At 61.7% G+C, this 11,683-nt stretch carries 13 protein-coding genes; 8 read left to right on the top strand and 5 right to left on the bottom strand.

Features of this window, described 5'->3' with window-relative positions; genetic code table 11:
• Positions 1-123 precede the first annotated feature (123 nt).
• The gene (locus J4E53_RS27540) at positions 124-1,950 is read right to left on the bottom strand and encodes a long-chain-acyl-CoA synthetase (RefSeq protein ID WP_103310664.1); all 1,827 of its coding nucleotides are present in this window, start codon (positions 1,948-1,950) and stop codon (positions 124-126) included.
• 356 nt (positions 1,951-2,306) lie between these two features.
• Between J4E53_RS27540 and J4E53_RS27535 the strand changes: the two genes are divergently transcribed.
• Entirely contained in the window at positions 2,307-2,585 is a 279-nt protein-coding gene (locus tag J4E53_RS27535; protein WP_003204481.1) for a DUF3509 domain-containing protein, read from the top strand.
• Positions 2,586-2,743: 158 nt separating this feature from the next.
• On the opposite strand, the gene J4E53_RS27530 is transcribed toward J4E53_RS27535, so the two are convergent.
• The 3 genes from J4E53_RS27530 to aroC are packed head-to-tail and all read right to left on the bottom strand — an operon-like array spanning position 2,744 to position 5,595.
• Positions 2,744-3,289, bottom strand: coding sequence for an acireductone dioxygenase (locus J4E53_RS27530; RefSeq protein WP_103310662.1), 546 nt, complete (start codon positions 3,287-3,289; stop codon positions 2,744-2,746).
• Positions 3,290-3,323: 34 nt separating this feature from the next.
• On the bottom strand, positions 3,324-4,469 hold the full coding sequence (locus J4E53_RS27525; protein ID WP_103310660.1) for an MFS transporter: 1,146 nt from the start codon (positions 4,467-4,469) through the stop codon (positions 3,324-3,326).
• A 34-nt stretch (positions 4,470-4,503) separates the two neighbouring features.
• The gene (aroC, locus tag J4E53_RS27520) at positions 4,504-5,595 is read right to left on the bottom strand and encodes a chorismate synthase (RefSeq protein WP_060741135.1); all 1,092 of its coding nucleotides are present in this window, start codon (positions 5,593-5,595) and stop codon (positions 4,504-4,506) included.
• A gap of 143 nt (positions 5,596-5,738) precedes the next feature.
• On the opposite strand from aroC, the gene J4E53_RS27515 reads away from it, so the two are divergent.
• Both J4E53_RS27515 and J4E53_RS27510 read left to right on the top strand, forming a co-directional pair.
• Positions 5,739-6,704: an alpha/beta hydrolase gene (locus J4E53_RS27515; protein WP_060741134.1), complete on the top strand. Its 966-nt coding sequence runs from the start codon at positions 5,739-5,741 to the stop codon at positions 6,702-6,704.
• Between the two features lie 106 nt (positions 6,705-6,810).
• Positions 6,811-7,599, top strand: coding sequence for a hypothetical protein (locus J4E53_RS27510; RefSeq protein WP_060741133.1), 789 nt, complete (start codon positions 6,811-6,813; stop codon positions 7,597-7,599).
• Between the two features lie 139 nt (positions 7,600-7,738).
• On the opposite strand, the gene prmB is transcribed toward J4E53_RS27510, so the two are convergent.
• A complete protein-coding gene (gene prmB / locus J4E53_RS27505; protein ID WP_060741132.1) occupies positions 7,739-8,647 on the bottom strand; it encodes a 50S ribosomal protein L3 N(5)-glutamine methyltransferase in 909 nt (302 codons plus the stop codon).
• Positions 8,648-8,901: 254 nt separating this feature from the next.
• On the opposite strand from prmB, the gene J4E53_RS27500 reads away from it, so the two are divergent.
• The 5 genes from J4E53_RS27500 (at position 8,902) to J4E53_RS27480 (ending at position 11,673) form a co-directional block, all read left to right on the top strand.
• Positions 8,902-9,492, top strand: a complete 591-nt coding sequence (locus J4E53_RS27500) for a cysteine hydrolase family protein (RefSeq protein WP_060741131.1) — start codon at positions 8,902-8,904, stop codon at positions 9,490-9,492.
• Between the two features lie 130 nt (positions 9,493-9,622).
• Entirely contained in the window at positions 9,623-9,943 is a 321-nt protein-coding gene (locus tag J4E53_RS27495) for a hypothetical protein (RefSeq protein WP_060741130.1), read from the top strand.
• A 73-nt stretch (positions 9,944-10,016) separates the two neighbouring features.
• A complete protein-coding gene (locus J4E53_RS27490) occupies positions 10,017-10,574 on the top strand; it encodes a Smr/MutS family protein (RefSeq protein WP_003204497.1) in 558 nt (185 codons plus the stop codon).
• Positions 10,575-10,651: 77 nt separating this feature from the next.
• Positions 10,652-11,197 (top strand): GTP cyclohydrolase I FolE, encoded by a 546-nt coding sequence (gene folE, locus J4E53_RS27485; protein ID WP_003204506.1) that lies wholly within the window; start codon positions 10,652-10,654, stop codon positions 11,195-11,197.
• A gap of 104 nt (positions 11,198-11,301) precedes the next feature.
• A complete protein-coding gene (locus J4E53_RS27480) occupies positions 11,302-11,673 on the top strand; it encodes a glutathione S-transferase N-terminal domain-containing protein (protein ID WP_060743151.1) in 372 nt (123 codons plus the stop codon).
• The last annotated feature ends 10 nt before the right edge of the window (positions 11,674-11,683 follow it).

The raw sequence follows: 11,683 nt of genomic DNA, 5'->3' as shown, positions 1-11,683 counted from the left end.
GGGGTCATCTGGCGGCTTGTATCGGACATGGGAAACTCCACTCGGGTCTTCGCAAAGCGGCTAGTTTCCCGAGGGACCCGGGCGCTGTCATCCCTTTTTTCACTGTGCCCGCCATAGCCAGAATCAATAACGCAATTGTCCGCCCTGGATCCGCACCGCGAGTTGCCGGTCCACCCGCACGTACGTATCGGTACCCGGCAACCAGGCATAGACCGGCTCATCCCCTGCGACGCACGGGTCGAACCCTTCAGCCTTGAGGCGCGTCTTCTGGTACTTGAAGGTGCCGGTGGTGTCCATCTTCACCTTGATGCGCAGGAACAGCGGCACGGCATAGGCGGGCAACTTGCATTGCAAGAATTGCAGCAGCTCGCTGAAGTCCAGGGTCGCCAGGGATTCGGCCGGGGTGATCGCCGCCATGCCGGCACGGCCATTGGTGCCATTGATCTCCACGCCATAAGCCACCGCCTCAGCCACCTGCGGGTGTTGCAGCAAGACGTTTTCGACTTCCGTGGTGGAGACGTTTTCGCCTTTCCAGCGATAGGTGTCGCCGAGGCGATCGACGAACTGCCCATGCCCGAAGCCGATGTTGCGCAGCAGGTCTCCGGTGTTGAAATAGCGGTCGCCGGGCACGAAGACATCCCGGCAGATGGTTTTTTCGGTCAAGGCTTGCTCGGTGTAGCCGTCCAGTGGCGCCTTCTCGTCGATCCGCGCCAACAGCAGGCCCGGTTGGCCCTTGGGCACTTTTTGCATGCGGCCTTGCAGGTTGCGCAACGGCAGGCCGCTGGCATGGTCGTACTGCACCAATTCCCAGCCCATCAGGGAGAACCCGACGGTGTTGTCGAAATTCAGGATGTTGGTGAAACCGATATTGCCATCGCTGGCCGCATACAGCTCGCAGATGTGATCGATGCCGAAACGCGTCTTGAAGGCCGACCAGGCCCCGGGCCGCAGGCCGTTGCCGATCATTTTCTTCGCACCGTGGTGGCGGTCATCGGCAACGACGGGTTGGTCGACCAGGTAGCGGCACAACTCACCGACATACCCCAGTGTGGTCGCCCGGTAACGGCGTACGTCGCTCCAGAACTGGCTGGCGCTGAACTTGCGTCGAATCGCAAACCCTGACGCGCCACAAATCGCCGCCCCCCAACACACGCACAGGCCGGTGGCGTGGTACAGCGGCAAGGTGCAATAGACGACATCGTCTGGCTGCATGTCCAGGGCGATCAGGCCGAAGCTGGTGGAGGTGCGCATCCAGCGACCATGGCGAAACACCCCGGCCTTGGGCAGCCCGGTGGTGCCCGAGGTGTAGAGGTAAAAACACGGATCGTTGCAGAAAACCTCCCGGCTGCACGCCGGGTTATCGTCCGGGTAAGCCTCGCAACCGGCCATCAGGTCGACGAAACCAGACGGCACATCGACGCCATCCTGATCCGCCAGCCACCAGGTCCTGTCGCTCGGCAGTGCGGTGCGCGCTCGCACATCGTTGAACGCCGCGACCCGCTCATCCCCGACCAGCACCGCGATCGGGTTGACCAGGGCCAGGCTGTGCACCAGCGCATCGCCGGTTTGCGAGGTGTTGAGCATGGCACTGACCGCGCCGACCTTGGCCATCGCCAGCACGCTGATCAGCAACTGCGGCCGGTTCTCGACGAATATCGCCACACAGTCGCCCTTGCCGATGCCTTGGGCCAACAGGTAATGGGCGATGCGATTGGCCTGCCCGTTGACCTGTGCATAACTCAACACCGTATCGCCACACAGCAGCGCCGGGCCCTGGGGATTGCGTCGGGTGGCCTGTTCGAAACACCAGCCCAGGCCACAAGGTTGGGTCGGGTCCAGGACATTGGCCAGCTTCCTGCCCTTGACGATCCGGGGAACGGCTCTGGCGATGGCTGGCAGCTTGCGCAGCATCATGCCCCAGGTAATGGCGTCGCTGGGTGTACGACTCATGGTGATCTTCCCCGTTCGACCTCGTGGGTCTCGGTTCTTGTTATCGGGCTGGCGGTGATTTTGGCTCGAAAGTACGCTGGCGGTCGCGGCGCTGTACATGCGGTTTTTGCAATGTTTTGTATCTGCTGCCCGAGGCAGGCGAAGCGTGAGCGCCGGAAAACGATTTGGTTCCAAATATCGTTGCCCGACCACGCAAAATGCAGGATGCACGATGGCCGTTCATGCAAGATGCACGAAAGCGAAAATAGAGCAAAAACATAACACGTTGTTTTTAAAGTACTTTTTTAAATGCTAAATGCTGGCACAGACAGTGCAACCACCCCTCCACGGTTTGCCACACCATGGAGCAGTCAACTATGAACATGATTCAAGAAAAGTTTGCATCCCTGTTTTCCAACTACGAAGTGACCACCCAGCCCCGCCCGGATGGCGGCATTCTGCTGACCTTGCGCAATAGCGACGGCAAGCTGTTCAAACGCACGATTTCCTACGCTCAATTGCACGCGGGGGATCAGTTGTCCTGGGCGATCAGCGCGATCCGTCGCGACTTGGCCGAACAAGCCAGCGAGTTGCCCCAGATCACGCTGCTGCAGAGTCAGCATCGGTTTGCGCTGCCGACTTACCATAGCGCTTGAGTCTGCCGGAAACTCGCGTCGCTGTTGACTGGGAAAACGGCGCTTCTTTCAGAAATGGGAAGCGCCGTTTTTTTGCGTCTTGAAAAAGCCCGCCGTGTTCCGGGCGATGGGCTGGCATCTCCGTTCGACGGTAACGGCCGCTCACTTTTGAACGCAGGTCAGTCTTCCAGGCGAGGAAACCGGCGAGCGATATCATCGCCGGTGAACTCAGCAGCCACCCCCCGGGAATCACCAGACAAACGGATCGAAACAAAATGCGGCCGTTCCCCCTTGTCAAACCAATGCGGCGTACCGGCAGGCACCGTTATCAAATCGTTCCTTTCACACAGCACCGCATAGACGTAATCGCCAAGGTGCAGGTTAAACAACCCTCGACCACTGACAAAAAACTGTACCTCGTCCTGGCCATGGCGATATTCATCAAGCCACTCGGCCTGCGGCTCGACCTGTTCCGTGTGATCGCTGCTAACACTGACCACATCGACCGCAACGTAACCGCGCTCAGTCATCAACGCATCGATCTGACCCTGGTAAGCCGCGATGATGTCCTCCTCACTGGCCCCCGGCTGAATTTTCGCCGCCGCTTCCCAGCGATCGAAGCGAACACCTTGTTCCGCCAGGGTCGCGGCAATGTCCTCGAAATGGGTCAACACCTTGTTCGGAATGTCAGGGCTCGAGACGTGATAAACGGACAGGCTGCTCATGACAATGGCTCCAGCAAATTAATGGTTCGAAGGCTCATGGCCGGTCCTCTTGCATGCGTGTCGCAATGATAACGGCTGCCGCGAAGGCGGCGAGGCTGGCGAGGCTGAACGTCCAACTGGCGCCCAGGGCGTTCCAACTGTAGCCGGAGTACAACGCGCCCAAGGCCCCGCCCGTACCGGCCAGCGCGGCATACAGCGCCTGCCCCTGGCCTTGCTGGCGAGGACCGAAGCTGCGTTGCACGAAATGGATAGCCGCGGCGTGAAAGCTGCCGAAGGTCGCCGCATGCAGCACCTGGGCGAACAACAACACCCAGAGGAACTCGGCCAGCGAGCCCAGCAACAGCCAGCGCAACGCCGCCAGCAGGAAACTCGCCAGCAGTACCCGGCGCACGGAAAACCGCGCCAGGATCCGGCTCATCAGCAGGAAGACCAACACTTCCGCCACCACACCGACCGCCCAGAGCAGCCCGATCAAGCCACGACTGTAGCCCAGGCGTTCGAGGTGCAGCGTCAGGAAGGTGTAATACGGCCCGTGGCTCACCTGCATCAAGCCCACGCAGGTGTAGAACGCCAGCACGCCAGGGTTGCGCAGTTGCCGCAGGAAGCCCTCCCCCGCGACTCGCGCCCCCTGCAAGGGCTGGGCGTTGGGCACCCAGAAGCTGGCAAGGACGATGCCGGCCATGATCAACACCAGCGCCACCGGGTAGATGTCCAGGCTCAGCCATTCGAACAAGCGGCCGAGCACGACCACGGTGATGATGAAACCGATGGAGCCCCACAAGCGGATCTGGCTGTAGCGCGAGGCCTGCCCGCTCAAGTGGGCCAGGGTGATGACTTCGAACTGCGGCAACACCGCATGCCAGAAGAACGCATGCAGCGCCATGACCATCGCCAGCCAGGCATAGCTTTTATCGATGAAGATCAGCGAGAAGGTCAGCAGCGTGCAGATCGCGCCGAACCGCACGATCGCCAGGCGTCGGCCGGTGTAATCCCCCAGCCAGCCCCAGATGTTCGGCGCCACGCAGCGCATCAACATCGGGATCGCCACCAGCTCACCGATGCGCGCCGCGTTGAAGCCCAAGTGATCGAAATACAGTGCCAGGAACGGCGCCGTCGAACCGAGCAGGGCGAAATAGAACAGATAGAAGCTGGAGAGCCGCCAGTACGGCAGTGCCGCCATGGTCGTCAGGCCACGGCGGCTGGCAGGCCGGCCATCAAAGTTGCCCCAGCACCGGGGTGCTGACGCGGACGTCGGCGTTCTGGCCGCGATGACGCAGCAAGTGATCCATCAGCACGATGGCCATCATCGCCTCGGCGATGGGCGTGGCCCGGATGCCGACGCACGGGTCATGACGGCCCTTGGTGATCACATCGACAGGGTTGCCATGGATGTCGATCGAGCGGCCCGGCGTGGTGATGCTGGACGTCGGTTTCAAGGCCAGGTGCGCCACGATCGGCTGACCCGAGGAAATGCCGCCGAGGATACCGCCGGCATTGTTGCTGAGGAAACCATCCGGGGTCAGTTCGTCACGGTGCTCGGTGCCCCGCTGGGCGACACAGGCGAAACCGGCGCCGATCTCCACGCCTTTCACCGCGTTGATGCTCATCAGCGCGTGGGCCAGCTCGGCGTCGAGGCGGTCGAAGATCGGCTCGCCCAGGCCCGGCATCACCCCTTCGGCCACAACGGTGATCTTCGCGCCGACCGAATCCTGATCCCGGCGCAGTTGGTCCATGTAGGCCTCGAGCTCCGGCACCTTGTCCGGGTCGGGGCAGAAGAAAGCGTTCTGCTCTACCGAATCCCAGGTCTTGAACGGGATTTCGATGGGGCCCAACTGGCTCATGTAGCCACGGATGACGATGCCCTGGCTGGCCAGGTACTTCTTGGCGATCGCCCCGGCCGCCACGCGCATGGCGGTTTCCCGGGCCGAGCTGCGGCCGCCGCCGCGGTAGTCGCGCTCGCCGTATTTGTGGTGGTAGGTGTAGTCGGCGTGGGCTGGGCGGAACAGGTCCTTGATGGCCGAGTAGTCCTTGGACTTCTGGTCGGTGTTGCGGATCAGCAGGCCGATGGCGCAGCCGGTGGTGCGCCCTTCGAACACCCCGGAGAGGATTTCGACTTCATCGGCTTCCTGGCGCTGGGTGGTATGGCGGCTGGTACCGGGTTTGCGGCGGTCCAGGTCACGCTGCAGGTCGTCCAGGGAAATCTCCAGCCCCGGCGGGCAGCCGTCGACAATGGCGACCAACGCCGGGCCATGGCTTTCGCCCGCGGTGGTGACAGTGAACAGCTTGCCGTAGGTATTGCCGGACATGCAGGGTGCTCCGTGAAAAACGCTGAGAGACTCAACCTTGGATTCGTAGTGGGCGCCAGTATACGCAGGCTCCCCGCGTAGTTCATCCTCGAACCTTATCGGCGGCCACCAGTCCAACCGGCACCTTCGCAACTAATGGCGTGATGATGTTAAAGCTGCTTGCCCTAAGCCTTACCTTGTTTACCGGCCTGTTTTCCTGCCTGGCCCAGGCCACGGTGCTACAACGCCCCATCAGCCTCGACACCGGCAGCGGTGAGCTTTTCGGCTCGTTGTTGCTGCCCAAGTCCGACACGCCGGTGCCGGTTGTCCTGATCATTTCCGGGTCCGGTCCTACGGATCGCGACGGCAACAACCCCGAGGGCGGGCGCAACGACAGCCTCAAGCGCCTGGCCTGGGTGCTGGCCAGGCACAACATCGCCAGCGTGCGCTATGACAAACGTGGTGTGGCCGCCAGCCTCGCGGCGACCCCGGACGAGCGCAACCTGAGCGTCGAGGCCTATGTGGCCGATGCCGTGGCCTGGAGCCACAAGCTCGCCGCCGATCCACGCCTGGGCCCGTTGATTTTGCTGGGCCACAGTGAAGGCGCGTTGATCGCCAGCCTCGCCGCGCCCCAGGCCAACGCGGCAGCGGTGATTTCGCTGTCCGGCAGTGCCCGGCCGATCGACCAGGTATTGCGCCAACAACTGAGCAACCGCCTGCCGCCGCCGTTGATGCTGCGCAGCAATGAGCTGCTCGACAGCCTCAAGGCCGGTCGGCTCGACAGCAACGTGCCGGCGCAACTGCAGGTCATTTTCCGCCCCAGCGTACAACCCTACCTGATCTCGCTGTTCCGCCAGGACCCGGCCCGGGCCTTCGCCGCGTTGCAGATGCCAGCCTTGATCATTCAGGGCAGCAACGATATCCAGGTCGGTGCCGATGATGCCCGGCAGTTGAAAGCCGCCAAGCCCGACGCTGAACTGGCGCTGATCGAGGGCATGAACCACGTGATGCGCATCGTGCCCAACGACGTGAAACGGCAACTGGCCTCCTACAAGGACCCCAACCTGCCCTTGGCGGCCGAACTGGGTACGCGGATTTTGCGTTTTATTGACTCGTTAGCCGCGCGTTAGGCGGTTTTAGTCGATTTAGCTTCAGTACTGGCAAAAACAGCCGATAACCCGGTGTCGGATAGCGCAATGGCTACCGACCCGCCGGCCTGGACAGGATTTTGCCGTTATGACTGAAACTCAAGCTTCCCCCGACACCGCTGCCGAAGCCCCCGCCTCGTCTGCGGTGGAGCTGCCGTGGGCCGACGTGCATACCGAGCATCACAAAATGCTCCGCCTGGCGCCGCTCAAGACCGACCGCGCCACCGGTGTGCGGCCGCTGCGGTTTGTCGAGTTCAGCTATGTCGAGCGCCACAGCAAGGAACGCAGCCTGCTGCGCATGAGCATCCAGCTGCCGAACCAGCGGGTGCGCAAGGAACAGAATCACCTGGATGTCTGGGCCGACCACGTCGAAAAACGCCTGTTCTTTTCGCCGGAAAACCTGCAGATCGAGCCGTTGAATCGTGGCATCGGCCGTTTCCTCGCGGCCCAAGGGATTACCTGGGCCAAGAAACGCTGGTCGGCCTACCGGGTCGAGGGCTCCGACCTGGATAACAAGGACGCCCTGAACGAAGACACTCGCCTGCGCCGCGACCGCTTTCTCAAGGCCCAGGGTTTCGAGGTGGCCTACGCCGACGCCCAGCACCTCAAGGGCAGCATCAAGCCGGCCCAGGTTGGCGATTTGGTCGGGGACTGGAACACCGAGAAGCTGCAGTTCGTGACCATCCTCGAAGCCGCGCAAATGCTGCAACAAGCCGAGCAGAACCTGGCGGAACAGGAAGTCAAACTCAAGCAGCAGGAAGAAAAGGTCACCAAGTTCAAGCGCGAAGACGCCGGCCTGCGCTTCACCATCACCTGCCTGGTGGCCTTTGCCATGTTCCAGGCGGGGTTGCTGATCTGGATTGCGACGCGCCATTGAACTCAATAGCGCATGAGTAACCCTGTGGGAGCGAGCTCGCTCGCGATAGCGATGGATCAGTCAACTGCAATGTGGCTGATCCGACACCATCGCGAGCAAGCTCGCTCCCACAGGGGTGTATCCGGATGGATAAGAGGGATCAAACCCGCGAAGCGAACAACCCCTGGTGCTGGCGGCACTGCTCGGCGCTGAGCATGAACACGCCATGGCCGCCGCGCTCGAAGTCGAGCCAGGCGAAATCGACTTCCGGGTACAGCGCCTCGACGTGCACCTGGCTGTTGCCGACCTCGACAATCAACAATCCCTTCTCGGTCAGATGATCGGCCGCCTCGGCCAGCATCCGGCGAACCAGGTTCAAGCCATCATCGCCACAGGCCAGGCCCAGCTCTGGTTCGTGCTGGTATTCCTGCGGCATGTCAGCGAAGTCTTCTGCATCGACGTAGGGCGGGTTCGACACGATCAGGTCGAAACGCTGCCCCGGCAAACCGTCGAAACCATCGCCCTGGACGGTGAACACGCGCTCATCGACGCCATGGCGCTCGATGTTCTGGTTGGCCACTTCCAGTGCTTCGAACGACAGGTCGGCCAGCACCACCTCGGCCTCCGGGAATTCATAGGCGCAGGCAATGCCGATACAGCCGGAACCGGTGCACAGGTCGAGAATCCGTGCCGGCGCCTGGCCCAGCCAAGGCTCAAAACGCTTTTCGATCAGCTCACCGATGGGCGAGCGTGGAATGAGCACACGTTCATCGACGATGAACGACATTCCGCAGAACCAGGCCTCACCCAACAGGTAAGCCGCCGGGATGCGCTCGGCAATACGCCGACGCAGCAGACGTTGCACATGGACCAACTCTTCGTCTTCAAGACGGCAGTCCAGGTAGCTATCGGCAATTTCCCACGGCAGGTGCAACGCGCCCAACACCAGTTGCCGGGCTTCGTCCCACGCATTGTCGGTGCCATGGCCGAAAAACAGATCCTCCCCATGGAAACGGCTGACGGCCCAACGGATATGGTCGCGCAGGGTACGGAGACGGGAAGTGATCACGGCGGCAAACTCCAGAAAAATCGACGGGCGAGTCTACCAGCCAAACGCGGCCCCACCCAAACGCGCCTTGTTGACGAACGAAAAGCGCCGGACCAATCGTAGGATTTATCCGTTTTTTGCACCATCTATTGAACAGGACGAGCATCTTGACAAGGCTGTAGGCCAGCAACGGCGGCCCTTGCGATGGAAGCGATTCACAGAACCGCTCAGCCAGAGGAGAATGTCGCAAAAGCCCCACTCGAAGGAGCCCCAGAATGTCCGTTCCAAAAACGATGTTTCAACTCAGCGGCCGTGGTTATGCAGCGGCCAATCTGAGTCAAGCGACCTTGATCATCATCGATGCCCAGAAGGAATACCTCGCAGGGCCCCTGGCCCTGAGCGGCATGGATGCAGCCGTCGCGAACATCAAGCAACTGCTCGGCGCGGCCCGTGCAGCCGGTCGCCCGATCGTGCATGTGCGCCACCTGGGCACCCATGGCGGGCTGTTCGATCCACAAGGCGAACGCGGGGAATTCATTTCCGGCCTCGAACCCCAGGGCGACGAAACCGTGGTCGAAAAGTTGCTACCCAGCGCCTTCCACGGCACCGAACTGAAAAAGCGCCTGGAAGATTTCGGCCCCCTGGACCTGATCGTGTGTGGGTTCATGAGCCACTCCAGTGTCAGCACCACCGTGCGCGCTGCCAAGAACCTGGGCTTTCGCTGCACCCTGGTGGAAGACGCCTGCGCCACCCGCGACCTGCCTTACAAGGGCGGCGTCCTCAGCGCCGAACACGTGCAGCAGACCGAAATGGCGATCATGGCCGACAACTTCGCCACCCTGGCCTTGACCCGCGACTTCACCTGATGCGCCTCGATGAGCGGCCCGTCCTGCCGCTCATCCGCAAAAGCCTCTCATTTGCCGCAATTGCCCTACCTTCAGGAACAACCCGAATATCTTCCGGTCGAAGGGCCGATACCCATTGAGGAAGGTCGGAATGAAGTTATCCGATGGTTTTGACGCACGTCGCTTGCGGCCCAAGGGCCCGAGCAACTGGCGTTTTCGTTTTGGCGCGGCGATCGCTGCGCTCCTGGCAACACTCGGTGTCCTGCTGGCCATGGCCGGTGCGGCCAGCCTGCTGGGCCGTCCACCCGCACTGGGCGAGTTGAATGCCACCCCGCTGGGTTCGGCGATCATCCTGGCAGCCGGTCTTGTCGTACTGCTATTGGGCGTCTGGCTCTGGCGCCGCTGCCGCCGTCGCGCCCGCCAATCCCTGGAGCTGGCCATGGCTCCACACCTGATGAAAAAGCACGACTGATCCGCCACCCGACGTTTTGTCGCGCCTGATCCCGCCAGAGTTGGGTAAACTGGTCGGCTTCGCGGAGGCTGACATGCAAGACGACGACTTTTCCCTGTTCAAAAGTGCGATCCAGGGCGTAAAACCGATCAAGCACGACCGTGCCGAGACCGGCAAGCCCAAGGCCGATCGCGCGCAAATCGCCAAGCTGCGCCAGGCCGCCACCGTGCGCACCGACGCCACGACTGTGGACGGACTGTCCGATCAGTTCGTGATCGACGTCGGGCCGGAAGACGAGTTGATGTGGGCGCGCGACGGTGTCCAGGAAAGCCAGATGCGCAAGCTGAAGGTCGGCCAGATCCCCTTCGAAGGCAGCCTCGACCTGCACGGCATGAGCGTCGAAAAGGCCCGGGAAACCCTTTGGGCGTTCCTGGCCGAAGCCACTAAATTCGAAATCCGCTGCGTGCGCGTCACCCATGGCAAAGCCGTACGCCTGGATGGCAAGCGACCGATGATCAAGAGCCACGTCAACACCTGGTTGCGCCAGCACCCGCAAGTGCTGGGCTTCACCTCCTGCCAGGCGAAACACGGTGGCGCCGGGGCGGTCTACGTGATGCTCAAGCGCACCATGATGGAAGGCCGCGACGAATAGCCTTCGCTTGCCGAGCTTGCAGCGCCGTGTCCGCCACCGTACCCTTGCCCTTTGCGAAAAATCCCACAGGTAGCTTCATGTCTCTGGAACAGAATTACACCGCGATTCTCGGCCAACTGGGCGAGGACGTTTCCCGCGAGGGCCTGCTCGATACGCCCAAGCGCGCTGCCAAGGCCATGCAGTACCTCTGCCGCGGTTATGAACAAACGCTGGAAGAAGTCACCAACGGTGCCTTGTTCAGCTCCGATAACAGCGAGATGGTGCTGGTCAAGGACATCGAGTTGTACTCGTTGTGCGAACACCACCTGCTGCCTTTCATCGGCAAGGCCCACGTGGCCTACATCCCGAGCGGCAAGGTGCTGGGGTTGTCGAAAGTCGCGCGCATCGTCGACATGTATGCGCGGCGCCTGCAGATCCAGGAAAACCTCAGCCGCCAGATCGCCGACGCGGTCCAGCAAGTGACCGGTGCCCTGGGTGTGGCGGTGGTGATCGAGGCCAAGCACATGTGCATGATGATGCGCGGTGTGGAAAAGCAGAACTCTTCGATGATCACTTCGGTGATGCTCGGCGAGTTCCGGGAAAACGCCGCCACTCGCAGCGAATTCCTCAGCCTCATCAAGTAACCCGTCGCAAGAAGAAAACCGGCATTGATCGCCGGTTTTTTTTCGCCGGTGAAAAATCAGGTAAGCTGCGCGCCCTCTTCTTCCCCGCCGCGAGGCTGAATACCGTGATCGTCAAAGCGCTTCGAGTTGGCCTGGGCCAGCTCATCATCCTCATCGACTTCATCACCCGCCCCGGCAAGAAACAACGCCCGGCCGAGGCCCAGGCGCAGGTCGACCAGGCCGCCCGCAGCCTGACGCTGTATCAATTCCACGCCTGCCCGTTCTGCGTGAAGACCCGCCGCACCTTGCGCCGCCTCAATGTGCCGGTGGCCCTGCGCGATGCGAAAAACAACGCGCAGGATCGCCAGGCACTGCTGGAACAAGGCGGCAAGATCAAAGTGCCGTGCCTGCGTATTGAAGAAAATGGCGAGAGCACCTGGATGTATGACTCCAAGGTGATCATTGAGTATCTGGATAAGCGGTTCTCTGCAGCCTGAGCATTTTCTA

It is taken from the genome of Pseudomonas sp. FW305-28 (assembly GCF_017351395.1).
GTDB classification, from domain to species: domain Bacteria; phylum Pseudomonadota; class Gammaproteobacteria; order Pseudomonadales; family Pseudomonadaceae; genus Aquipseudomonas; species Aquipseudomonas fluorescens_AA.
This window is presented reverse-complemented; position numbering and strand designations above follow the sequence as displayed.